21 protein-coding genes are annotated in these 24954 nt (G+C 53.7%); 7 read left to right on the top strand and 14 right to left on the bottom strand.

The window, feature by feature from the left end; genetic code table 11:
- Window positions 1–144: 144 nt before the first annotated feature.
- The 7 genes from yfcE to NST84_RS01580 form a co-directional block, all read right to left on the bottom strand.
- Window positions 145–687, bottom strand: coding sequence for a phosphodiesterase (gene yfcE, locus NST84_RS01610; RefSeq protein ID WP_342563934.1), 543 nt, complete (start codon window positions 685–687; stop codon window positions 145–147).
- Between the two features lie 108 nt (window positions 688–795).
- Window positions 796–2283: a glutamate synthase subunit beta gene (locus tag NST84_RS01605; protein ID WP_342563933.1), complete on the bottom strand. Its 1488-nt coding sequence runs from the start codon at window positions 2281–2283 to the stop codon at window positions 796–798.
- A gap of 234 nt (window positions 2284–2517) precedes the next feature.
- On the bottom strand, window positions 2518–3492 hold the full coding sequence (locus NST84_RS01600; protein WP_342563932.1) for a permease prefix domain 1-containing protein: 975 nt from the start codon (window positions 3490–3492) through the stop codon (window positions 2518–2520).
- 4 nt (window positions 3493–3496) lie between these two features.
- Complete coding sequence (locus NST84_RS01595; RefSeq protein ID WP_342563931.1) at window positions 3497–3823, bottom strand: PadR family transcriptional regulator; 327 nt, start codon at window positions 3821–3823, stop codon at window positions 3497–3499.
- A 187-nt stretch (window positions 3824–4010) separates the two neighbouring features.
- Entirely contained in the window at window positions 4011–5969 is a 1959-nt protein-coding gene (gene pulA / locus NST84_RS01590) for a type I pullulanase (protein WP_342563930.1), read from the bottom strand.
- A 126-nt stretch (window positions 5970–6095) separates the two neighbouring features.
- Window positions 6096–6716 (bottom strand): C39 family peptidase, encoded by a 621-nt coding sequence (locus NST84_RS01585; protein WP_342563929.1) that lies wholly within the window; start codon window positions 6714–6716, stop codon window positions 6096–6098.
- Window positions 6713–10252, bottom strand: a complete 3540-nt coding sequence (locus tag NST84_RS01580; protein WP_342563928.1) for a PAS domain S-box protein — start codon at window positions 10250–10252, stop codon at window positions 6713–6715. Before NST84_RS01580 ends, NST84_RS01585 begins: the two co-directional genes overlap by 4 nt.
- Before the next feature lie 285 nt (window positions 10253–10537).
- Between NST84_RS01580 and NST84_RS01575 the strand changes: the two genes are divergently transcribed.
- The 3 genes from NST84_RS01575 (at window position 10538) to NST84_RS01565 (ending at window position 13074) form a co-directional block, all read left to right on the top strand.
- Window positions 10538–11356, top strand: a complete 819-nt coding sequence (locus NST84_RS01575) for a hypothetical protein (RefSeq protein ID WP_342563927.1) — start codon at window positions 10538–10540, stop codon at window positions 11354–11356.
- An 83-nt stretch (window positions 11357–11439) separates the two neighbouring features.
- Window positions 11440–12540 (top strand): glycosyltransferase family 4 protein, encoded by a 1101-nt coding sequence (locus tag NST84_RS01570; protein ID WP_342563926.1) that lies wholly within the window; start codon window positions 11440–11442, stop codon window positions 12538–12540.
- 207 nt (window positions 12541–12747) lie between these two features.
- The gene (locus NST84_RS01565) at window positions 12748–13074 is read left to right on the top strand and encodes a P-II family nitrogen regulator (protein WP_342563925.1); all 327 of its coding nucleotides are present in this window, start codon (window positions 12748–12750) and stop codon (window positions 13072–13074) included.
- 113 nt (window positions 13075–13187) lie between these two features.
- Here NST84_RS01565 and NST84_RS01560 read toward each other — a convergent pair whose 3' ends face one another.
- Window positions 13188–14429, bottom strand: coding sequence for a DUF445 domain-containing protein (locus NST84_RS01560; protein ID WP_342563924.1), 1242 nt, complete (start codon window positions 14427–14429; stop codon window positions 13188–13190).
- Window positions 14430–14627: 198 nt separating this feature from the next.
- Here NST84_RS01560 and NST84_RS01555 point away from each other — a divergent pair, with 198 nt between their 5' ends.
- The 3 genes from NST84_RS01555 (at window position 14628) to NST84_RS01545 (ending at window position 18382) form a co-directional block, all read left to right on the top strand.
- Window positions 14628–15491 (top strand): Cof-type HAD-IIB family hydrolase, encoded by an 864-nt coding sequence (locus NST84_RS01555; RefSeq protein ID WP_342563923.1) that lies wholly within the window; start codon window positions 14628–14630, stop codon window positions 15489–15491.
- Between the two features lie 12 nt (window positions 15492–15503).
- On the top strand, window positions 15504–15959 hold the full coding sequence (locus NST84_RS01550) for an Imm30 family immunity protein (protein ID WP_342563922.1): 456 nt from the start codon (window positions 15504–15506) through the stop codon (window positions 15957–15959).
- A gap of 83 nt (window positions 15960–16042) precedes the next feature.
- Window positions 16043–18382 carry a UvrD-helicase domain-containing protein gene (locus tag NST84_RS01545; RefSeq protein ID WP_342563921.1) on the top strand — a complete coding sequence of 780 codons (2340 nt, stop codon included), beginning with the start codon at window positions 16043–16045 and terminating at the stop codon, window positions 18380–18382.
- 162 nt (window positions 18383–18544) lie between these two features.
- On the opposite strand, the gene NST84_RS01540 is transcribed toward NST84_RS01545, so the two are convergent.
- From NST84_RS01540 to NST84_RS01515, 6 genes are all read right to left on the bottom strand, one after another.
- On the bottom strand, window positions 18545–18781 hold the full coding sequence (locus NST84_RS01540) for a hypothetical protein (RefSeq protein ID WP_039869189.1): 237 nt from the start codon (window positions 18779–18781) through the stop codon (window positions 18545–18547).
- Window positions 18782–18877: 96 nt separating this feature from the next.
- Entirely contained in the window at window positions 18878–19654 is a 777-nt protein-coding gene (locus tag NST84_RS01535; protein WP_342566319.1) for an ABC transporter permease, read from the bottom strand.
- An 18-nt stretch (window positions 19655–19672) separates the two neighbouring features.
- On the bottom strand, window positions 19673–20449 hold the full coding sequence (locus NST84_RS01530; RefSeq protein WP_277468903.1) for an ABC transporter ATP-binding protein: 777 nt from the start codon (window positions 20447–20449) through the stop codon (window positions 19673–19675).
- Between the two features lie 59 nt (window positions 20450–20508).
- A complete protein-coding gene (locus NST84_RS01525) occupies window positions 20509–21543 on the bottom strand; it encodes an ABC transporter substrate-binding protein (RefSeq protein WP_342563920.1) in 1035 nt (344 codons plus the stop codon).
- A gap of 37 nt (window positions 21544–21580) precedes the next feature.
- Window positions 21581–23035 (bottom strand): aryl-sulfate sulfotransferase, encoded by a 1455-nt coding sequence (locus tag NST84_RS01520; protein WP_342563919.1) that lies wholly within the window; start codon window positions 23033–23035, stop codon window positions 21581–21583.
- Between the two features lie 502 nt (window positions 23036–23537).
- On the bottom strand, window positions 23538–24083 hold the full coding sequence (locus NST84_RS01515) for a MarR family transcriptional regulator (protein WP_342563918.1): 546 nt from the start codon (window positions 24081–24083) through the stop codon (window positions 23538–23540).
- A 394-nt stretch (window positions 24084–24477) separates the two neighbouring features.
- Between NST84_RS01515 and NST84_RS01510 the strand changes: the two genes are divergently transcribed.
- Window positions 24478–24918 carry a DUF6376 family protein gene (locus tag NST84_RS01510; protein ID WP_342563917.1) on the top strand — a complete coding sequence of 147 codons (441 nt, stop codon included), beginning with the start codon at window positions 24478–24480 and terminating at the stop codon, window positions 24916–24918.
- Window positions 24919–24954: the final 36 nt, after the last annotated feature.

Genomic DNA, 24954 nt, shown 5'->3' with positions numbered 1-24954 from the left:
GCTATCTTTAAACCTCTGACCCATGGTGCCGGGGGCTAGATTCAGGTCAGGGAGCCGCGTTTATCGCGTAGCTCCCTTTTTTGCGTGCTCGTTATAACTGGATGAAACATTGTAGTCCTGGCTCAGCTGACCGGACATGTGTCTTCACAGTTGGATCTGCTTCACTGTATTACCGTCAAAATCCTTGACCGTAAATTTCCCGTCCTCTAAAATACCGTAGGAATGCGGGTTATTCTCTTTAGGCAGCGCGATTGAGCCCGGGTTCAGCACATAGATGCCCTCTTTCACATCTGCTACCGGCAGATGGGTATGCCCCTGGATAAAAACATCCCCCGGGGCAAGCGGAGGCAGCTGGTCTATGCTGAATCCGTGGCCGTGAGTGGCGTAAATCTTCCGCCCTTCATGCAGGATCAGCACATAATCACCCATCATCGGAAACTGCAGCAGCATCTGGTCAACCTCGGCATCACAGTTACCGCGTACAGCGGCCAGCGACTTGCCGTACGCATTCAGCCGGGCGGCAACCTCCTGCGGGTCATATCCCTCAGGAAGCGGATTACGCGGACCATGGTACAAAAAATCCCCCAGGATCACAAGCGTATGCGGCTGTTCCTCTTCAGCCTTGGCCAGTGCCTGCTCCAGCCAGTGCAGCGAGCCGTGTATATCGGAGATAAACATTAATTTCATGTTATAACCTTCCCTTCATGCCTTCTTTTTACCTTATCTTACTTCCCTATGCAGCCAAGCGCAAAACAGGACGCCGCAGGCGTCCTGTCAATCAGCTTACTATTCAATTTACTTCGGCAGATCGGAAGCCCCCATCAAGTAGCGGTCAACCTCACGGGCAGTCTGACGGCCCTCTTGAATGGCCCAGACCACAAGGCTCTGTCCGCGGCGCATATCTCCAGCTGTGAATACACCTTCAACGCTGGTTGCCTGTACCCCGAATTCTGCCTTGGCATTGGAACGTTCGTCACGCTCAACCCCAAGCTGATCCAGCAGTGTATCTTCCGGTCCGGTGAAGCCCAGCGCCAGCAGCACAAGCTGTGTCTTGAGCACTTCCTCACTGCCCGGCACCTCCCGGGCCACCATCCGGCCCTGCTCGTTACGGACCCACTCAATCCGCACAGTGTGCAGCTCCTGCACATGCCCGCCGTCATCGCCGGCAAAACGCTTCGAGGAAACGAGATAGCGGCGCGGATCTTCCTTATACAAAGCCGCGGCCTCATGCTGTCCGTAGTCTACCTTCAGTACCTTAGGCCATTCCGGCCAAGGATTGCCCGGCTGGCGGGTCAGCGGGGACTGCGGCATAATCTCCAGCTGGATCACGCTGCGGCAGCCGTGGCGGATGGAAGTGGCCACACAGTCAGTACCTGTGTCACCGCCGCCGATGACAACTACATCCTTGCCTGCCGCAGACAGGTATTCACCGTCAGCCAGGCCGGAATCGAGCAGACTCTTCGTATTCAGCGTCAGGAATTCCATCGCCTGGTGAATCCCGCGCAGTTCGCGGCCTTCAATCGGCAGGTCACGCGCCTGGGTCGAGCCGCCGCACAGCACAACGGCATCATTCTCCTCCTGCAGCTGCGAGGCGGCAATATCCTTGCCGATCTCGGTCCGGGTTACGAAAGTAATGCCTTCAGCAGCCAGCAGGTCCACCCGGCGCTGAACGGTCTTCTTATCCAGCTTCATATTCGGAATCCCGTAGGTCAGCAGTCCGCCGATCCGGTCAGCCCGCTCGTAGACAGTTACCGTGTGACCCGCTTTGTTCAGCTGGGCGGCGCAGGCGAGTCCGGCCGGCCCGGAGCCGACAACGGCTACTCGTTTGCCTGTGCGCACCAGCGGCGGCTCCGGAACGATCCAGCCCTCGGCGAAGCCGCGGTCTACAATTGAGCGTTCAATCGTCTTGATTGTGACCGGGCTGCCGTTCATCCCTACAGTACAGGCGCCTTCGCACGGGGAAGGACAGACACGGCCTGTAAATTCCGGAAAGTTATTCGTCTTATGCAGCCGCTTGAGGGCAACCTGCCAGTTGCCGCGGTATACCAGGTCATTCCATTCGGGAATCAGATTATGCAGCGGACAGCCGGAGGCCATCCCGGAGAGCAGGCGCCCCACATGACAGAACGGTGTTCCGCAGTCCATACAGCGGGAGCCCTGCTCCTTCAGTTTATCTTCATCCATTGGCAGCAAAAATTCATTCCAGTCTTTAATACGCTGCAGCGGCTCGCACTCCGCGGCCGTCTGCCGCTGAAATTCCAAAAATCCGGTTGCTTTACCCATTCCTAGTCATCCTCCGAGTTTCTCTGATTGGCCGCCGGTCAACATCATAGAAGCGGCATTCTTGCCCATTCGGCGCCAAAAAGATGGTTACTCTTTGTCACCGGCTGATCATTTGATACTGTAAAGCAGCAAAGTAGTGCCTATATAGTATCATCGATCCTTTACTGCCTAAATGAGCTATGTCACTTTTTTAATTAAAATTCCGGGGATGGGTAAAGCCGTTTACAAGAGACCCTAACGGGCTTTGACAAGATTATATACCGAATTAAAGATGCCCAGAAGAATACCGGTCACAGGGAATACGACCCAGTTGATGTCCCAGCGGTTAAACACAAAGCCGCTTATGAGAAAAATGCATACAGCGAGCGGCCAGATAATGCCTGCGATTGAGCCCATGACACGTCTTTCCTCTTTCTTTTCAGGAGGGAGCTCGGCAAATTCACCTTCCTTGAGCAGGAAGCTGAAGCTCTCCTTAATCGTTCCGTAATAGATGAACAGAAAGACAGCCAGCGCAATAAGCAGGAGCATAACGGATACTCCGTATCCTGCAGTATCCTCATTGATTGCAGCCCAGACAATAATCAGAACCGGTGACAGAACGCAAAGGCAAATTCCCAGGGTCAGCGACAAGGTGTAGGTGGGTGCAAATGCGCGGCTGCGCTGCTCAAGCTCTGTCCGTAAAAAGTAGGGCAGCTTAAGCCCTTTTTCCCACTTCTTATATTTCTCCATCATATTGCTGCTGAAGATGAACAGTCCGATTGCAAAAGCGACCAGCACCAGCAATACACTGACGCCAATTATTCCGGCAGCATCCTCTGAAATCACACCGCGTAAAAAGCCGTATTCAGCAAGAGTAACCAGAAAAACCAGCAGCGCCGGGCCGATAATGCACAGCATTACGCCGATACCCACCATGAGCCCAGCTTTCTTTTTAGACACTGTGTAGCTCCACGTATCTTCAGGTCCCAGCAGCGGAAGCAGTGTATCCTCTCCCCCTGCCTGTATGCCCAGCTCATCGATCAGCTCATCAATATTGCCGAATTCCGAGATGACGATGCCGACCGCTTCATTCTCCGATTTCCCTTCTTTTTTGAGCTCGTGATATTTCTCCTCCATATTTGCGAGTAAATCCTGTTTCAGGTTATACGTCTGCTCTGTCCTGGGCAGGGAAGCGAACATATTGTTCAAATATCCGGCAATCGTATCCATGCGGCTACAGCTCCTTTATGAATTTGTTAACAACCTCTTGTGTAACCTTCCATTCTGCGCACTTCTCCTTGTAATAGGCCAGACCCAGCGGGGTAATGCGGTAATAGGTGCGTCTCTTGCCGAACGTTTCATCCTGAAAAAAAGAATCGATATAGCCGTTCTTCTCAAGCCGGGTGAACGCGGAGTAAAGGGTGGTTTCCTTCATGACATACTTTTCTTCTGACAGCTTCCTGATGTTCTTGGATATTTCATATCCGTAAGATTCGCCATCAAGCAGCATGTAGAGAATAAGCGTATCGTTGTATCCCCGGATAACATCACTGCTGATCAAGATTTGCCCTCCTAAAAGTTTCGTTATCACAAATTACTTTATCTGTCGTAGTAATTGAATCTTAACACATTTACTACGACAGGTGAAGTAGTTTTCCATAATATAGGCCTTTAATTCAAAAAAAATACGGATGCCCCCCTACCAGGAGTGACATCCGTTGTTTATCAGAACTTATATAACGATATGGCTACGGCTGCACAGCAAGCACAACCATTCCGATTTCCTTGACTGTAAGCTTACCGCCGGCAGGCTGTGCTGCCAGCTCTTCGCCGAACAGAATGCTCCATTCGCCAAGGGCAGGCAGGTTCAGGGAAGCTCCGGCCGGATTGGCATTATAGAGCACATACAGATGCTCTGCCGTATCCCCGCCGGCATGGCCGCGCAGGGTATACGCAATCGTACCGGCCGGCGCCTGCTCAAACCTCAGCTGCGTCCGGATTTCCTCTGCGGTGCGCAGGCGGAAGGCCGGGTGTGCCTTGCGCAGCGCAATCAGGCGTTTCATATAATCAACATCGGCGGAACGCGCGGCGCAGCGTTCCCAATCCATCCAGTTGACCTCAGCCGGAGACTTATAGCTGTTCTCAATGCCGTCCTTGGTACGCATAAACTCCTGCCCGGCGTGCAGGAAAGGGATACCCTGGCTGGTCAGCACCATTGCTGACGCCAGGCGGTGCATTGCCGCTCTCTGTCCATCGCTTTCGCCCTGGGTCGACAGCACGATTTTGTCCCAGAGGGTATGGTTATCATGGCATTCCACAAAGTTCACACACTGCTGCGGCTCGTCGGCGAACTGTCCGGATTCCTGCCCATGAACCACCCCCCCGGTAATCCCGGTCTTGACGGCCTTCTCCAGGCCTAGCCGGCCACTGATGAATCCCTGCTCTTCATATCGGAAAATATTGCCCTTCACTGCATCACGGAAGCCGTCGTTGAAATGGCCGATGCCCGGCAGCACGTCCGCATTGCTCTGGCTGGCCAGCTTCTCGGGTGCCAGCTCCGTATCCATGATCCAGCCCTCACCGATTGTCATAATCGAAGGGTCCATGTCGTCCAGCCGGCGGCGGATCTCCTGCATTGTCCCAATATCCAGCAGGCCCATCAGATCAAAGCGGAAGCCGTCAATATGATATTCCTCCGCCCAGTACAGGACCGATTCCACAATAAAGCGCGATACCATCAGCCGTTCGCTGGCGACATCATTTCCGCAGCCTGAACCGTTAGACAGAGTGCCGTCCTGCTTGTAGCGGAGATAATAGCCGGGAACCAGCTTCGTGAAGTTAACGCGGAAGCCGTCATAGACGTGATTGTAGACAACATCCATAATAACGCGCAGACCGCGGTCATGCAGCGCCTGTATCATTGTCTTCAGTTCGCGGATACGCACACCTGGAGCATAAGGATTGGTGGCATAGGAGCCTTCCGGGGCATTATAGTTTTTGGGATCGTAGCCCCAATTGTAGTGGGGCTGATCCAGCATTGTTTCGTCAACACTCTCTGTGGCATAGTCATAAATGGGCAGCAGCTGCACATGGGTCACCCCAAGGCCGGCGATATGATCCAGCCCGGTGGCGATTCCGCCGGGGCCGCGGGTACCATCCTCGGCAAGGCCCAGGTACTGGCTTTTGTGGACAATGCCGCTTGCCGGATGAACCGACAAGTCACGCAGATGCAGCTCATAAATGACAGAATCAACCGGATCAGCAAGCTGCGGCTTGTCTTCCGTCCAGCGCTCAGGATTGGTCTTGGACATGTCCAGAACAGCACTCCGGTCACCGTTAACCCCGACAGCCCGGGCATAGGGATCAGCCGCTTCATTCCACTGCTCTCCGACCCGTACCCGGTAAGTGTAAAATTTGCCTTCCAGATCACCGGATACATTCAGCCTCCAGGTGCCGCGCACCTCGCGGGTCATCGGCAAATGCTCACCCGCGGCATCCTGCCAGGTATCATAGAGCACAACTTCTGCCTCGAAGGCAGTAGGCGCCCATAGACAGAAGGACGAATGATGCGGCGTGTAGCTTAGGCCAAGATCATTGCCGTCATAACTGAAGAGGTTATCAAAATCCTGGTCGAACACGGAAATTCCGCCCGTAGCCGCCGGATCACCATAATGAATCGGTTCTTTCATTTCTTTTTGTACGGACAAGGCAACCTGTCTCCTTTACCCTTTAATAACTGGAATTATAGCGTCATTATCCCAGTTGCGCAAACGTTTGTACAGGATTTTTTAGCAGGATTCTTATTTCGTACATTTGCTGTATCAGCTGCATGGCTAAAAACCGGTAATATCGAGGCTTACCATTGTAACAACAGCCTCATTGGGCTTGTAGGGAATACTCCGCTCCTGTCCCGGACGGTAGCCGCCGCCTCTAAGCCGCAGGCCGTTATCATGCACAATCAGCACAGGCCCGGAGCCGCCCTCCGGCTCCTCATATCCGATACCCAGCACCCAGTGATAGTCATAGGCAAAGTCCATCCGCCAGCGGAAGCTGAACCATTTATCGAATTTGAGTGCAACCGGCCGGCCCGCATCAATCTCCGCTTTATACCGTTCAATATCATTGAATACCGCCACAGCATGCTGCCGGCCGTTACTCCCATCCTTCCCGGAAGCGGACCTGATATACCTGTTAAGTGCCCGGACAAAGCTCCTTACGCTCATTCCCCAGGCTCTCCCGCTATGCCGGCTGTATATGTAATTTATATGTTCCGCTTTAGTGCCAAAATGCTTGCTGCCGGGAAGAAAATCCGCCCCCTGCCGGGTATGCCAGTATTCCAGCATGGCCGCGAGCGTGGCCGGCCCGCAGGCAGAGCCGGGCGAATGAACGCCCGGCTCCCATTGGGTATAAGGTTCTGCTGCTAGGAGGCGGCGGCTCTGCGGAGACCGGCTCATAAAGCAATCCGCTCCCGGCGCTCCTGCAGAACACGTTCGATATCCGAAGCCGCAAACGGCTTGCTGATGAAATCCTCCATGCCTACAGCCAGACACCGCTCCCGGTCCTCCGGACGGGTAAAGGCGGTTACAGCTACCAGATACGGACGGTTATCCGGCGCAAGCTGGTCACGGATTCTGGCTGCAGCGGTAAGCCCGCTCATCACAGGCATCTGCACATCCATAAATACAAGATCATACGGCTGCTGCATCACATTCTGTAATGCCTGCCAGCCGTTCTCTACCAGGTCGGCGGCATATCCGCGCTTTTTCAGCATGGTCAGCAGCAGCCTCTGGTTAACCGGATGATCTTCGGCTACCAGAATCCGCAGCGGGCCGTATTTGGGCTCCACCTCAGGCAGATCCCCGGAAATCTGCAGCGTCGTCCCCCCGGGCTCCGGCAAGGCGTATGAAGCGCTGCCGGCAGTACCGGCTTTCAGAGGGTTCTTAACCTCCGCTTCCGCCTTCACCGTCTCCACGGGTTCTTTATCCGGTTCATAATCAACCTTCATAGGCAGAGTAAAATAGAAATTGGAGCCTTCCCCTTCCGAGCTGTCCACCGCGATAGCTCCTCCCATAAGCTCCACAAGACGCTTACAGATAGATAAACCAAGCCCGGTACCGCCATATTTGCGGTTGATAGCCGGATGCAGCTGGGAGAAGGACTGGAATAACAGGGATTGCTTCTCCGGTGGAATGCCGATTCCGGTATCCTGCACACTGAATTTCAGGGTCATTCTGTGGCGGTTGGTACAGTATTCCGTAGTTACTGCAATAGCAACAGATCCCTGTTCGGTAAACTTGACTGCGTTGCTGACCAGATTCACCAGCACCTGGCGCAGCCGGGCTGCATCCCCTACAATAATTTCCGGCACACCCGGGGCAATCAGGCAGGTCATCTCAATGTTTTTCTCCCGTGCCTTGGGCAGGAACAGCTCCGTGACACTTTCCATAACCCATTCCAGATTGACCGGCTCCTGGACGAGCGTCATTTTGCCGGCTTCAATTTTACTGAAATCCAGAATTTCATTCAGAATATACAGCAGGGAGGCGCTGCTCTCACTGATGATCGTAGCGTACCCGCGCTGCTCCTCATCGAGCTCTGTTTCGGCAAGCAGGTCGGTCATGCCCATAATCCCGTTCATCGGGGTTCTCAGCTCATGGCTCATAATGGCAAGAAATTCCGATTTGGCCTGATCGGCCTTTTCAGCAGATTCTTTGGCACGGATGATTTCCTGCTCATCGGTAATATCACGGAAGACAACAACTGCTCCGATACGCTCGCCCTTATCAAACAAAGGGGTCACCTGATACTCAGCCAAAAAGCTTGACCCGTCCTTCCGCCAAAGTACCGCATCACTGCTCTGCAGCGATTCCCCCGCCCGCACAGCCTGCATCAGGGGAGACTCCTCCGGCCGTGAATAAATGCCATCCAGCGCGGTCTGCTGAATATATTCGAGATACGGCTGTCCCATAATTTCACCATAGGAAAAGCCCAGCATCTGCGCTCCGGCAGGATTGATAAAAGTCACCCTGCCTTCCGTATCAAGGCCGAAGAGGCCTTCGGACACCGCATTAAGAATTAGCGTATAGTCGTTGCTCAGCTTCTCGATCTGCTCTGTATAACGGGTGCGCTCTGTAATATCGCGGGAGATGCCGAAGACCCCGACAACCTTGTCGTCAACAATAATCGGAATATTGGTCGAATTGATTTCCACCAGCTTCCCCGATTTATGAATTAGCGTCAGATCATAGCTTTGCGGCACGCCCTGGAGGGCCATATCAAAATGATACTTCGTCCTTTGGACATCCTTTTCATGTACAAGCGGCCCGTAATAATTACCGATCAGCTCCTCCAGAGAGTAGCCGGTCAGCTCCTCCAGAATTGTATTCGCAGTTAAATATTCTCCTTTTAGATTCATGGAGTACACAGCTGACGGATTGTATTCAAACAGCGATTTATAACGCTGCTCGCTCTCCTGCAGTCTGGCCTCAAACTGCTTGCGCTCAGTTATATCGCGGCCGACAGCAATGATCTCTGTAATCTGCCCCTGTTCATCAAAAATGTAGCGGCTGTTTGTCTCAAACCAGACGTAGCTGCCGTTTTTGTGGCGGTACCGGAAGGAAATCGGCGGAATAAATTTGGCCGCTGCGCTTTGCGCCATCTTTTGCTGCATCATCAGCAAATCATCGGGGTGCAGGTAATCATAGGCGCTGGTACCGATCATTTCCTCAGGCTCATAGCCGAGCAGAGTACGGCTGGCTGGCGAGCAGTAGAGAAACACGCTGTCCTTGACCGCATGACGCGAGATCAGGTCAAGGGAATTCTCTGACATCAGGCGGAAATTGCGCTCACTCTCCCGAAGCTGGCGTTCCATCTCCTGCCTTTCGGTAATATCCTGCATCATCCCGATTATCCGGACAGGCTGCCCCTCCGGGCTGTAAATCACATCGGATTGTATGTTTACCGCGAGCCTGGTCTTGTCAGGCAGAATCAGCCTGTAGGCGGCTTCACTGGACCCTCCCAGGTTCAGTGCCAGCTCCACATCCTCATACAAGGATGCCAGATCCTCAGGATGGACCAGCTGTGCAAAGGAGTGGTAGCTCACATCCGTTGAACCGATGCTGTAGTGCAGCATACGCTGTACCTCTTCCGAGAAGGCCAGCTTGCCTTTGATGAGATCCCAGCTCCAGGAGCCGATCCGGGCAACTCTCTGCGCGGCAGCCAGAGCCTCTTCGTTCTGTTTGCGGCTGGATACATTCCGGCCAATGCCCATAATTCTGGTAATTTCATTTTTTTCATTCCGCACAGCATGAAAAGAGGTTTCAAACCAGATATAATGCCCGTCCTTATGGCGCAGACGGCGGGTATAGGCAGCATTCTCCAGCAGCCCTTCCGACAGGTCCATCTCCCTTCTGTCGTCGGGATGATAGAACTCCAGGCGGTTCCTGCCGATCATCTCTTCCGGCCTGTAGCCGATAAGCTTTAGTGAAGAGGGAGAAATAAAGCTCAGGATGCCGTCCGGCTGGGTAAAGGAAATCATGCTTTGATCATCTTTTATAAATAAATCGTATAAATCACGGCTGTCTACAGTGAGCTGGTCCGCGATTTTGCGGTCCGTTATATCCGCTGCATACACGATAATATGCGGGGATTCCTGTCCGGTTTCAGGACGCACAAAAGTAAGGGACAGCCATAAGGGGCGGCCTGTCCGGCTGTAGAATTTTAATTCTTTTACAGAAGAAGCCCCCGGCGCAAGTGAGCGCGGGTCTATAGTTTCTTTTAATGACAGCCCCTCCTGCTCCGCAGGCGGTGCAATCAGGCTGCCGCAAACTGTGTTCTGGAGAAAATCCGTTTCAGTGCAGCCTAAAATATCGCACAGCGCGGAATTAACCTTAATCCACTTATCCGTCTCTACGGCCCATAGAGCCATTCCTACCGGGGACATCATGAATGCTTGATCCAGAATACTGTGATTCTCTGCCAAGTAATCCATTTATTCAGGGCCTCCTTCATCACGAGCCGGCTCCTAGCAGACTCTCTGTCAACTCTTTCTACAGTATACGACAAGTGGACAACGGAAGAAATGTAGAGAGCAGGTTTGCGGAAAAATTCTAAATTTTAAATATTGACATTGTCTTATATTCTCTCTATTATGTGGAATAATATTACATTACTGACCTATTACGCCGGAAGCACCCGTAATAAAGGCTTATTTGCCTTTACTGCGGGTGCTTCTTTGTTGTATTGGGATAACAGTGATGACAGGAGGAGGAATAAGATGTATAAGCGTATGCTAACCTTTCTGGCGGTAATGGTTCTGATGATCCCCCTATTGTCTTCAGCCGGGACGGCAGCTGCTGCAGCCGTTGCGCTGACCCCGTCTATTCAGGCGGCCTTTGATCTGACTGCGGCAACCGCCGGTGCCCAGGACCGGACCAGGCTGAAGAGCCAATACAGTGAGCTGTCTGTCCTGACCGCACAGTATGACAGCCGGGAAGAACAGATCCGCGTCCTGCATGAAGGCAATGCCCAGACCCTCATTACAGTCCGCAAGCGAATCACGGAGATTGACCAGGCTGCCGTGGCTAAGCTTGCCGCGTCCGTCACCAGCACCAAAGAGCGTTACCAGCCGCTTTTTGATCAGTACAGCGCCCTCAACAGCCGGATTACACTGGTTAAAGGGCTGAAGGACAAGACACTGAATGCAGTCCTCAAAACCCAGGCGGAGGCACTGAAAATTACGGTTCAGATTGCCCGTCAGGATATCAGGGACAAAGAGGCCAAGCTGAAAGCCGCCAAGGAGGTCCGTACAAAGAAGATTACGGCAGCCCGCAACACCCTCTCGGGCATTGAAAGTCCGCAGACATCCATTAAATCCCAGAAAAGCGCAGCCACGGCCCTGAACAAGCGGATTACCGCCGACTTCAGCAGCTTCAAGACGGCCATCCGAAAGCAGAATCCGGCACTTGCCGGACAGTCGCTCACCTCGCTTGTTTCAGGCTACAAGCAAATAGCTGTCAGCAAACAGAAGATTATTGAACTGGAACAAAAGGTTGCTGCTGTTATTGCAGCAACTTCCAAACAGATCGGCTCCTGATTGGGCCGGAGGGTGTCTTCAGCCTGCCAGAGTGCATATGGTAATAGAGAGACTTATGACAGCCGGCTTGGGGGGCTTGATCTATGCATATCTGTATCATTGCACCGGAACAGTTTCCGCTGCCGGGGGACGGTTCTGTAGAAATCTGCATCTGGAATATCGCCAGGCTTCTGGCCGTGAGCCATAAAGTAACCGTTATTAGCCGGACAACAGACCAGCTCCCTTACTCTGACGAGCTGGAGCAGGTGCGGATTATCCGTCTGGCCTCCGGCAATCCGCGCCTTTACCGTGCTTCCGTGCTTAAATTTCTGGAGGAGGAATCCTTCGACATCATTCAGGTTGATAACCGCCCGCAGCTTATGGCCGCTGTAAAAGAGCGAAACCCTGATACCCCGGTGCTGCTGTATCTCCACTCTCTGACCTTTGTTCCGGCCGAGCACAGAACATCACGCTGCCTGGCCTTCGCCGACAGTATTGCGGTCAACAGCCGGTCACTGCAGGAGAAGCTGTCCAGGCGCTTTCCCGGAGTACACAGAAAGCTCAGCATTATCCCGCTGGGGGCAGACCTCTCCAGGTTCGCGCCCGCGCAGCTGCAGGAGCGGCAGCATCTGCGCAGACTATACAGACTGCCTAATGTGTTTACTGTACTCTTCGCGGGCCGAGTCATTCCCCGCAAGGGAGTACCGGTGCTTATCCGGGCCATGTATCATGTGAACAAACGCCTGCCTGCCCATCTGATAGTGGCCGGGCAGGGCAAGCCGGCATATATCCGCCAGCTCAGGCAGCTGGCCAGAAGACTTGGCGTGTCTGTTTCTTTTCCCGGCAAGATCGCCCATGAGCAGATTCATGGCTTATATCAGGCTGTGGACTGCTTCGTCTGCCCCTCTCAGAGGCACGAAGCTTTCGGGCTGGTCAACGTGGAGGCGATGGCCTCCGGCCTGCCGGTCATTGCTTCAGACAACGGAGGAATCAGGGAGATTATCCGTTCCGGTCATAATGGCTATCTGGCTGCAAGGTACCGGGAAGCCCTGCCCTTTGCCAGGCTGCTGCTGAAGATCGGCCGCCATCCGGCGCTGGCTGCAAAGATCGGGCTGCAGGGCCGCAGCGATGCTCTGCGCACTTTTGAATGGCGTCACACTGCCTATCGTTTGGAGAAGCTGTACCATTCACTGCTTCATTCCTGACAGGGGAGCCGCCTGAACGCTCTGCTCCTCTGACTTGCGACAATGTGTATAGCGGATTTTGTGACCCTTCTCGCAGGATAATCCCAGAAGCGGCTATTATACTGTTACTGTAAGCGTTGCCAATAACAGACTGTGTTAACTTGTACCGTCAACAAGAGGCTGGCAACCCCCTACAACAATTATCCGCTGTAGAAAGGGTGCATTCTTATGTTAATGATCAAGGCTATTATTAGACCGGAAAAGGCAGATGAAGTAATGGCAGAGCTGATGCTCGCCGGCTTCCCCTCCATCAGCAAGATGGATCTGCTTGGCCGCGGTAAACAAAAAGGAATCCAGGTGGGAACCAATCATTACAATCAGATATCCAAAAAAATGCTGATGATCGTAATTAAAGAGGAAGAGAAGGACGATGTCATCAGCATTATTATGAGAACAGCGAGAACCGGAGAACATGGTTCCTTCGGTGATGGTAAAATCTTTGTACTGCCTGTAACCGAAGCCTTCACAATCAGCAACGGCAAAAACCTGCTCTAGCCTGTCTTATTTTCAAAATAGAGGAATTAACGTTAAAGGGACAGCTGAGTACCTGACGGACGGATCATCTGCCGCCAGGTACCTGCTGTCCCTTCTGCTATTGCTTATTCCGCTCAAATTAGCTGAATGACTGTCAGCACCAGACCCACAACGAATCCGCATACCGCCCCGTTGACCCGGATCCACTGCAGATCTTTTCCGACCTTATCCTCCAGCATGGCTACCAGGCTGTCATCGCCCATCTGATCCAGGTTTTCCTTGACCAGAACACCGATACGGTAATGATTGGCCTCCACCAGCGCAATTAACGAAGCACGGATGCGCTCCTCCCAGCTCTGGATAAGCTCTGTCTCCTTGCTGATGCGGCGGACCAGCATGGCATACAATCCGAACAGCTTCCGGCCGCCGCTGCTCCGGTCCTCCTCCAGCATGGCAACTGCCTTGCTGCGGACAACCTCCAGCTGCTGCTGCAGGAAGACAGCCGCCTCATCGCCCTGCACGCCGCTTACAGCCCATTCCTTGAGGGAGGCAATTTTTGTTTCATCATTTACCAGCTGGAACAGGGCGACCCGGATTTCCCGGATGATCTGCTCGCGGTACGGATTATCCGCCTCCCGGAAATCACGGATACCGGACTGCAGCATCCCCTGCAGCATGTCTCCGAGCATATCGGCATCCACGAAGCCGACAAAAGCCTGAAAAGCCATACCCTTCAGTCCGCCAAGCTTCACCTCGGCCAGCTTTTCACTGGCCAGCTTACCCAGCATGGCACGCGTCTCCGGACGGGCAGTCCAGCCGGAGATACCCTCCAGCGCATAGTCCAGCGCAGCAATATCTTTGCCGTCATTCATCAGTCTGGTCGCAATCTTGTCTGCAGCATCAGCAAGCCCGGCTTCACGGATATAGTCCGCTGCAGTCTTTTGCAGATAAGGCACTGCCTGTTCCACAGGCAGGCGCAGCACAAAGGTGCTTAGCTGCTCCAGAATTTCCGCTCTTACTTTCTTCCTGGACATAAATTTGCCCAGCAGTCCGCCGGCAAGCTTCACAATACGGATGCCGCGCAGCTTATTTTCAATGCTCTCCTTGTTCAGCAGCTCATTTTCCATAGCAGAGATCAATGACTGGACAATCTTGTCCCGGTTCTTGAGCAGCAGTGAAGTGTGCGGGATCCTGAGTCCCAGCGGATGGCGGAACAGCGCTGTCACGGCGAACCAGTCAGCAATCCCGCCGACAAGACCGGCCTCAAAGCCGCCGCGGAGCAGCTCAAAGGGTATATTATCCGGCAAGAACAGCGTAATCAGAAAACCGCATGCCATGATAACAAGCGATATGGTGGCTAAATTCCTGGATTTCATTATTAATCCTCCATTTTTCGGCGGTTCATTATTAGTCTGCCTTTTATTGTAACACGGCCGGGCTCCTTTCCGGAAATTCCGGCAAGCTCATGAAAAATGAATTTTTAATTTGCAGAGAATTAATGATAAGATACAGGAAATGATTTTCACAGTCCCAGAGGCGTGGATTAGAATGTACAGACAAAGGAGAACAACACTATGCTGATTGCACTTGATATGGACGGAACGCTGCTGAACGAGAACGGGAATATCAGCCCGGAGAACCGTGAGGCTATTATTCATGCCCAAAGTCTGGGCCATATTGTGGCGATTGCCACCGGACGTTCTTATATGGATGCAGAGCGGCAGCTGCGGCTGTCTGACCTCAGTTGTCCTGTGGTTGCCATGAACGGGGCGCTGCTGATTCTGCCGGACGGTTCACAGGCGGCGAGCCGGCCGCTGGATAAGGAGGACATTATCCCTGTACTGCGCTGGATGAACGAAATTCCGGAGCTTTATTATGAGGTTTATACCAAGGACAATGTATATGTAGAGCTGGACAAGCGTGTACGGCTGGAAAAGCTGGCGGAACTTAAAGATGAAGAAATTCCTGAAGGCTTCGGCTGGCTGTTGAAGGCGATGGTCGCCAAGCAGTTCCGGCAGGCCGCCGTTACTTATGTGGAGAGCATGGAAGAAATCTGGAACAGGGAAGATGATCCTATTTATAAGGCGCTGGCCTTCTCTATGAACCGCGACGTGCTCAAGGAAGCTTCCACCCGGTTCGCTGCCATCCCCGGCCTGATCATCACAGCTTCCCATGAGAGCAATATTGAAATCAATCACAAGGATGCCAACAAAGGAACAGGTGTAATGCTGCTGGCCGGTCATTACGGTATCCCTGAAGATCAGGTGGCCGTGATGGGTGACAGCTACAACGATCTGCCGATGTTCGAGCGGGCCGGTTACAAAATTGCCATGGGCAATGCAGCTGAGCTGCTGAAGGAAACCGCTGATTTCATTACGTTTAGCAATGTGGAGCATGGCGTCGCTGAAGGAATCCGGCATCTTCTGGATAAGAACTAGGCGGTGCCCGTGATGAACATGTATCCGGGAATTGCCCAGCTCTACAACAACCGGCTGTTGCGGACAGAGATGGAATGCGAGCTGTTTGACCTCGCGCTGGAGGGTCTTGCCGGTGATACGGAGGATGCCGTAATCCAGCAGATTTTCAAAGTGTTTGACGATGAGACCGAGCATGAGGAAATGATGTTCGGCCTCGTTCATTTTGTCGAGAGCTGCCATATGGAAATGTACCTGACCCAGCTGCTGGAATCGCTGCCGGACATGCTTGAACCTGCCCGCGGCTGGGCAATTGTGCTTAATAAGCGGATTCTTGATGACAGCCTGTTCCGAAAGGAATACACCGCTATTGCCAAAGGCATGTCTCCCCGTGTGAAGCGGGCACTTGTGTTCCTGCTTGAAGAAATTCGTGAGAACCATCCCCGCCAATATGAGCGTAAAATCAACAATCTGCTTGGAAAAATAGAGTAAAATGGAAAACCGCCTTTCTATATGCGGAGGGCGGTGTTATATTGTAGATTGGCTAATGGACTTATATTGAAGGTGATTCTGTGATGAACAAGCTTTTATTTCATAATATACCGCTCGGTGCAAGCGGTGAACGTATACCCCAGGCGGCAATTGCCTCAGCCCGGACCAGCCGTGAAACGGTGAAGCCGGGGGAAGGCGATGCCGCTTATTTCCGCCGGCTTGAGGAGGGCGGAATTCTGCTGAATCCGCCGCAAATTGCAGCGGTACGGCATCATGAAGGACCGCTGCTGACGCTGGCTGGTGCAGGCTCCGGCAAAACGTCAGTGCTGATCTGCAGAACCGGTTATTTATTGTCCGTGCGGGGGATTTCCCCCAGCCGGATGCTGCTGCTTACCTTCTCCAGCAAAGCGGCAGCGGAGATGCGCGAGCGGATTGCTGTGCTGCCGGGTGTCGCCGAAGGCGATGCCGCGCGCCTGCAGGCCCGTACCTTCCACTCGTTTTTCCTCTATTTTTTACGGCGCCAGGGACTGCGGCAGGACATCTTTCACGAGACACGCCGCCAGCACATCCTGCTGAAGCAGATTATGCGGGAGCTGGGCTTGCCCAAGGATGCCTATCCGCCGGAAACACTGTTGGCCCTGCTGTCTTCCTGCAAGATGAATATGAGGGATGCCGTTACGCTTCCCGAAACGAACACCGCCGAGCAGGAAATGAAGGCCATTCTAACCCGCTATGAGCAGTGGAAACTGGATCATAACAAAATGGACTTTGATGATGTGCTGCTGATTGCCTATAAAATGCTGCTTGATCAGCCCCATCTGCTGCAGGATCTGCAGCAGAAGTTCCAGTACGTCATGGTCGATGAGTTCCAGGATACAAACGAACTGCAATACGAGCTGGTCAAAATGATCGCTTACCCGCACAACAACCTGATGGTTGTCGGTGACGATGACCAGACGATCTATTCCTTTAACGGTGCGCGCAGTGAATTTATTCTGGAATTTGAAAAGCTCTATCCCGGGGCAAAGGTAATCACCCTGGATATCAACTACCGTTCCGGCCCGGCCATTATCGGTCTCGGCAACGGCATCATCCGCCATAACCTGCGCCGCCGTTCCAAAACGCTGCAGGCCGCCAGAAACGGCGGCGCACAGCCCCGCTATCTGCGTCCGCAGACCGCGGACGAGGAAGCGGAGCAGATTGTAGAGCATATCTTAAGTGAAATCGGCAGCGGTAAGAGGGAATACCGCGATTTCACCCTGTTGTACCGGGCCTCCAGCAGCAACCGGGCCGTGCTGGAGCTGCTGCTGTTGCGGGACATTCCGTATATCGATTACGGTGAAGGGCAGCTGCTGTACGAGCACTGGCTGATCCTGCCGGTGCTGGATCATCTGCGGCTGTCACTCAACCGGCGCGATTTTGCCGCAATGGAGAGTATCCTGCCGACCCTGTATATGAGCCGGGAAACCGGCATGGAGCATATCCGGCGGATGGAAGCCGTCCAGCCCAAGCAGGGCCCGCTGATTCATCTCCTCTCCCTCCCGGGGATGGAGGATTTCAAGGGCACCAAGCTGCGCGAGCGGCTGGAGCTGATCCGGGGCCTCGCCGTGCTGACACCGCTGCAGGCGATCCGCCGCATCCGTACCAGCTTCTATGACTACTTCATCGAAGCCAATGAACGCCATCAGGCTACCCTGCACCGCGAGACCCTGAAAGAAATGCTCGATGAGCTGGAAACCTCGGCCGAAAGATTTGACAGCGTCCCTGCTTTTCTTGAGTTCATTGCCAGTATTACTGAACGCAACGAATTAAGCCGCCAGAGCGGACTAAAGGAGCAGGGCAACCGGATTGCGCTGATGACCATCCACAAATCCAAGGGGCTGGAGTTTCCCGTTGTCTTCCTGCTTGGCGCTTCGGAAGGCATCCTGCCCCATAGCTCGGCGCTCGAGGGCGACCGGCTGAAGGACCGCAAGGCTGCCAAATTGCCGGCCGCCGGCAGCTTCAGAGCAGGCAGCGACTCCGGTGCCGCCGCACTGGAGGAAGAGCGCCGGCTCGCCTACGTCGCCGTCACCAGAGCGCGGGAGGAGCTGTTCATCAGCTCTCCGGCCAGACACCGGGGCAAGAAGGCAGAGGTGTCCCGCTTCATGCTGTCTGCCTTCCGCTCTGCTGTTGCGCCGTCCAGACCTGCTGCCACCACGACTTCTACTGTTTCCGTGAGCAGAATCGGAGTGTCCAGGGTGCACACCTCCGGTGCAGCAGGAAACGCCCGGACCCATACAGTTCCCGTCTGGAACTGTACCGGCGCCCGCTGTCCGGGCTGGACCCGGATGAAGGCCGGCGGAGCGGAGGACCACCTGGCCTCCAAGCCCTGCCCGCTGTGCAGCTCGCCGATGGAGAAGAGCACCCGTGAGGTGCCTGTATAAGCAATCGGCGGGCCATTGTCTGTGCCATGCCGGACTGCCGACCTGCGGCACGGCATAGCCGGTTGGCCTAACTCACAGGCGCCGTCATCTCTGCCGCCGCAGACAGGCCCCATACAGCAAAAGGACCATCGCCCGCACCGGGCAATGGTCCTTTTTGCTGTGCTACGTCCAGGCCCACAAAAAAGCATCGCGGTCCCAGGCGATCCGTCCGCCGTGCAGCTTGCGGAACGCCTTCTTCACATCCTTGGCCAGCGAGGCGTTTCCGTTCTCGTTCACAAACACAAACTGCTCGCCGAAGTTGGCCTTAACATATTCAATCGCGGCAGTTTGGTGCAGGGTTCCGGTGAACCGGATCTCCTTGACCATCCACTCCGCTACTTCCTGTGCGGTTACTTCCATCAGGCTGCTGCCCCTTTCAAATCCCGTTTGCTGTGTGCTGTTGCCCTTACATTATAGCATGCAGGATTGAAAGCCGCTCCGGTGCAGCCAGCAAGGCTAACGCTTGCGCGCTGCCACACTCACCACACCATACCGGTACAGCACCTTGCGGCCAAACCAGTTAAACAGCCGGTCCGTAAAGAAGCCCATGAAGCCGAGGCAGAACAGCCCTACAAAAATCCAGTCCGTCCGGAAAAACAGCCGCGAGTTCCAGATTAGATAGCCCACACCCTCGTTTGAAGCGATCATTTCAGCGCCGATAATCGCCATATAGGAAGTGCCCATTGCCAGGCGGATACCCGTGAAAATATACGGCGTGGTCGCCGGAACGATGACATGCAGCAGTATCTGCCATTCGCTGGCCCCCATGCTGCGGGCGGAGCGGATTTTGTCCTCCTCCACCGCCATCACGCCGGTTAGGGTGTTCAGCACCACGATAAAAAATGTGGCGTACATGATCAGGGCAATCTTGGACTGCTCCCCGATTCCGAACCAGACCAGAAACAGGGTGATGAAGGCAATCGGCGGTATAAAGCGGATAAAGTTCAGGAACGGCTCGGCAAAAATCCGGATAATATTCACTTTGCCGATGATCAGGCCCACCGGAACAGCCAGCAGGCTGCCGAGCACCCAGCCCACCAGCACCCGGTAAAAGCTGATCCCGATGTACTGCATCAGGGTACCGTCACTAAGCAGCTCGCGGCCGCCCTGCAGCGTGGCCCACGGCCCCGGAATAACGTCAGGACCGTAGATCAGCGCCCCCAGCTGCCAGATGCATAAAGCGGCCAGCCACAGCAGCGTGACGGAGACCCATTTTTTCTCCACCCATTTCATCATCTGTCACACCCTTATCTATTCTTCAAAATGACCCTGAATCTTGTTATACAGCGAGTAGAACTCAGGGGAAGCCACGTCCCGCGGAAAAGGCAGCGGATTGTCATAAACATCCGTGATGTTGGAGGAGGGGCCGACCGACATGATGCCGATCCGCTCCCCGAGCAGCAGCGCCTCCTGAATATCATGGGTGACGAAAATAACCGTCTTATGCGTCTCCCGCCAGATATTGACCAGCTCCTTCTGCATGGTACGCCGGGTCATCGCATCCAGCGCGCCGAACGGTTCATCCATCAGCAGAATGGCCGGATCATTCGCCAGTACCCGGGCCAGCTGCACGCGCTGCTTCATGCCGCCCGACAGCTCCTTCGGGAACTTCTTTTCATGCCCGGACAAGCCGACCAGCTGGATGAAACGGTCTGATATCTCCTTGCGCTCGGCCTTTGGTGTCTTCTTCATCCGCAGCCCGAACTCGACATTCTCCCGGACCGTCAGCCAGGGGAACAGGGAAGAATCCGCCTGCTGGAAGACTACCGCACGGTCTCTGCCCGGCCGGTCAATCTCGACATTGTCCACCTTCAGATTGCCTCCCGATTTGGAGACAAACCCGGCGATCATGTTAAGCAGTGTCGATTTGCCGCAGCCGCTCGGACCGAGCAGCACGAAGAATTCTCCGCCTTTGATAACCAGATTGACGTCTTTAATAATGTAATGAACGTCCCCTGTTGTCTGGGCACTGTAGCTTTTACGGAGCTGCTCGATCTGAATCGCGTGACGGTTGGATAGTGAAGACATCCAAGACACCTCCTGAACATTTTAAATGGGTGGTTAAAATTCTCGTTTAACTGATCTCTTTACTCTCCGTAAGTCACGGTATCCGGCAGCACTTTTTTAAGCGGGCCGAGATGGATCGTAGCCTTCAGGTCAAAATCCTTCTCGATGATTCCCGCACTGATCATATATTCCTTCTGTCCGGCCAGGCTGTCATAAGCAGCGGGAGTAAAGCCGATAATCCATGGATTGAGCGGCAGATCCTTCAGTGTATTTTCCTTGGGCTGCTTCACTTCGTCATACATGAGGTCAGCCACTTCTTCAGGATGCTCCTGGGCATAGGCCGATGCTTCATCAACCGCCGCCAGGAAATTGCCGATCCCATCCGGGTTAGCTGAAATGAAATCGTCACTGCTCACGATGCCCATACCGAGCCGTACCGGTGTTTTGGACATATCGCTCAGCTCATGCACATTCTCAAGAGCCGCCAGCTTGTCAACGAGCGCCGATCCGATAACCCAGGCTGCATCAATATCCCCCTGCTTCAGGGCAATAAAAGCTTCGTCAAAACCGCCCTGTCCGGTCAGCGTCACATCACTCAGCGCAACGCCCTGCTCCTTCAGGTATTCATCCCACAGGTACGGGATAAAAGTGCCGCGGATGAAGCTGAGGTTCTTGCCTTTCAGATCAGCCGCCGACTGGATATCATCCCTTACGTACAGCTTCCAGGCTGCAGCCGCCTGATCGGTGGCCTGCCCCGCTGAAGCAATGATAGAATACCCGCCCTTGGATACCGCGTTCAGCACCGGAAAGTCCGCGCCGTAAGCTACATCCACCTGTTTGATGAACAGGGCGTTTACCCCCTCAGCCGGTGAGGCAAAGGTGACAATTTCCGCATCAATGTTATGATTTTTGAAAAAGCCCTTGTCCGCCGCCACCCGGAACACCGGATTGGTGTTGGTGTCGGCGATTTTGATCTTCAGGGCTGCAGGCTGGCTGCCGCCTGCCTCTCCGGACGCGGCCGCATCACCTTTGGAGCTGCAGCCGGAAAGGATAGTAACAAGGGAAAGGGATAAGAGCAGAACAACGGATCCGTACCAGGTTCCTGATTTTTTCAAGACGATTCACCTCTTCGTTATATTAATGGGCTATGGGCTAACCTTTACGCTGCAGCACGCCTTCATCTGATGTTGCCACGCATGCGGCTCCCTCCACGAACGGCAGGGTGGTAGCTACACTTACTACAGAATCCGAGCCTTTTGGCGCTGCACCCGGTACTCTGAAGGTTGTTACATCAATCGGTTCGATCTCTGTTTCCTGCGGCTTCGCAAGCTGCGGAACCCAGGCGTAAGGCACGCGGTAAGAACGGTACACCATATTGGTATTGCGGCGGTCTGTATACGGAGAGACGTATTCCCAGACGATTTCATGCTCTGCGGTTACCTCGAACAGGCGGCCGTTGGAGCCTTCCGTAATGAGTGTGTTGCCGTTCGGCAAACGCTGGGCGGAGCTGATATACGGGCTATAGAATTTGTAAGAATCCGTAGGGACGGAGAAGCCGGCCTCTGCCGAGGTGTATTGCCACTCGATTTCAAAAGTAACCGGGTTAATCTCCAGAATCCGTGAGTGGTCGCGCACAGCATTCTTCTGGCCAAAAGGCGATGCCGGATTCGGCAGGCCGTACCCGCCCCATCCGCCGTTATCGAATACAAGCACATTTCCTTCGCCCGGCAGGCCCTTAGGAATGATATGGGCATGATGCTGGCCGATAATCCAGCCGATATGCTTCAGTTCAGGCAGAGAGTAGTCCGGTCCGAGCCGCCAAACAACAGCTCCGGTTGCTCTGTCGGTAATGGCGATGATGTTCGCTTCACGCGCATCCCAGATGATGTTGTCCGGGTGGAAACGCTCATCCCCGTTATCGTAAAATTTGTTCGGGCCTACGTAGGAAGCCGAGTTGATATGCAGCCAGTCGCCTACGCCGCCGCCCAGATGGCCAAAGGAGCGGGTATTCGGATCACGGAACAATACATTGCGCGCCGCCTCGTCAAAGCCCAGCTCGGCAAAATGATCGCTGGCCTTCCACTCCCAGATGATTTTACCGTCCCAGTCCACTTCCAGGATCGTGTCATCCAGCAGCTCTTTGTTGGAGATTTCATGGTTATGCAGGTTCTTATGAGCCAGGATCAGCGTCTTGCCGCTATGCACCTGCGGGTCAAGGCCCGGAGCATAATAGCCTACCGGATTGCCTTCGCGCTGATAGTCATGATGCTGGCGGGCATACCACAGCGGCTCATAGCCCGGGTCTTCAATGTGCTCATAACCATTAAACTTCCAGACTATATTGCCGTCCCAGTCCACCTGCACCAGATCGACATTGTCCTGAATGCCGAATTTCGGGTCTCTTCTGCCTGTGCTGCCCAGCACATAGCCGCCTGGGAGGATTTTGGCGGGAAAGCCCAGCAGGCCCTGCCACAGATGGACCTCCTTGCCGTTCATGTCAATCAGCACGACCCCTTCCTCGCCTGCCTGATAGACGGTATAACCGCTCCATGCCTTGGCCGGGTTGTATACAGTAGCTCCTGTCGGGTAAATAGTTGAGTGTCCCATGATTATCTCTCCTTAAAAGTTTTGTTTGGTATACTTCATTGGATGGACTTCTGACAAAACTCGCTTCGGAAGCATGTGCTTAGTTTTTTGTGAGCATAAGCTCCCTATTGGCCTCCAGAAGCAACATCTAGTTGGATTTTCGCTACTTAATTCCGTAGCTTCATACCATTTGTGAGGATTAAGTGGAAAATCGGCACTTATTTAGACCGCAAACCTCCCGCAAGCCGGGAAATAGCAGAATTAAGTAGCTTTTTCCCACCTAAACTCCTATTCAGAACCGTTTGCCGGGAAATAGATGACATATTTCCACTTAGTTTGCTTGGCAAGCAATCCTATGGAGCAATTCCAATTCCGACTCCAACGCCCATTTCCACTGATTAGCCAATCAACATTTCTGTGCTGACACTCTCCAAACTCCAAGCAGCCTTCGGAAAAACACCCTCTAGCCTGCGCTTAGTTTTGCAGCATATACTCTATCTTTCATGTCAATTTATCGTTGTTATCAGTAACTCAAATACTTATTATCCGGCGGTGTTCTCCGCGGCTTCTGTTCAGGAGCGGGAGGCGGGGGCGCTTCGGCCTTTTGTTTGGCCAGCTCCAGCAGTGTATCCGAGAATCCCTCCAGATTCCGGGTAATCCGCTCAAAAAAGCGGCTCTGCTGGGCAAGCTCCTCCTCCGTAAAGCCCGCGAACAGAAGCGTGATACATCGCTCCCCAACGCTTTTATTGCGCTGAACCAGTTCCCTGCCCTTTGCTGTAATATCCAGCAGCACCGTCCTGCGGTCATCTTCCTTCCGCCTGCGGACAGTGAATCCGCCGGCTTCAAGCTTATCACTCAGCGCCGTGATCGCACCGGAAGTGAAATCAAGCTGCTCCGCCAGATCGCCCAGCCGCTGCTCCCCGTCCCGGATAATCTTGTTCAGGATCAGCATGCCCGGCAGGGCAATGCCCTCCACATTTACGCGGTCGCGCTCCTTAACGAATCTCCGCACCATTCTGCGGAACAGATAGTCAGCCTCCTCCAGCTGCTCCCATTGCTCATCTGTCATACCATCCCTGCCTTCCTCTATATCCAACAAAATAACCCCACAAAGTGCCGCTTGTACAAGGAAGCTAACTCAGGTACTTTGCGGGGACCCCGAATATCCAAAAAAAAGGCTCCCGGCAGACTCCCTCCATAGGGTAGTACTGCGGGAGCCTTTGGCGGTCCAATCGGCTCAAGTGATTATTTCACTGTTCATTTAATTAGTGGTGAAGGATTGGTGCTATCATATACCCCTTTAATCCCACCTGTCAAGTAAGAATTTAATTAACTCTCATTCTTAACTTATAATCATCGTTTTTTCACCGTAATTTCATGTGGCCTTCCGTAACCCGCTCTGCCGGCAAGACGTATGAACTAAAGTAAGCCTGACTTAACGATACCAAAGAGGAGTGAAGCAAATGAAGAAATACGGACTAAGTCTGCTGCTGTTCATTCTGCTGATTGTCCCGGGCTGCGGGTTGGCCGAGAAGGTCGGGGATACCGTTACATTCACCTCCGATACAGCTTCTTACATGCAGACCTTAACGCAATTCGGACAGGAAATGAATTCGCTGGCTGAAGATGCAGCCGCTGATCCGCAGGCCAGAGAAGCCTTGACGGACCGTCTCAATACCTTGAAGGAACAGATTTCTGATTACGCCAATCTCCAGGTTCCGGAATATGCAGCCGATCTGCACCAGTCCATTGTCAGCTATAACGATAAGCTTCAGCAGGGACTGGATCAGGCCGCAACCAATCTCGAAGAAGGCAAAGCCGCCTTCGAATCAACAGGAATCCCGGAAACAATCGGTCAGATTAACGGTCTGCTGAAGCAAATCAGCCAGCTGGTTCCGCAATAACAGCATAAATAAGCGCTCCGGCAGAAGCAGATGCTT

The sequence above is a fragment of the Paenibacillus sp. FSL R7-0345 genome, from assembly GCF_038595055.1.
Classification (GTDB): Bacteria; Bacillota; Bacilli; order Paenibacillales; family Paenibacillaceae; genus Paenibacillus_AQ.
The sequence above is the reverse complement of the archived record's forward strand: the minus strand, read 5'-3'. Positions and strand labels throughout refer to the sequence as shown.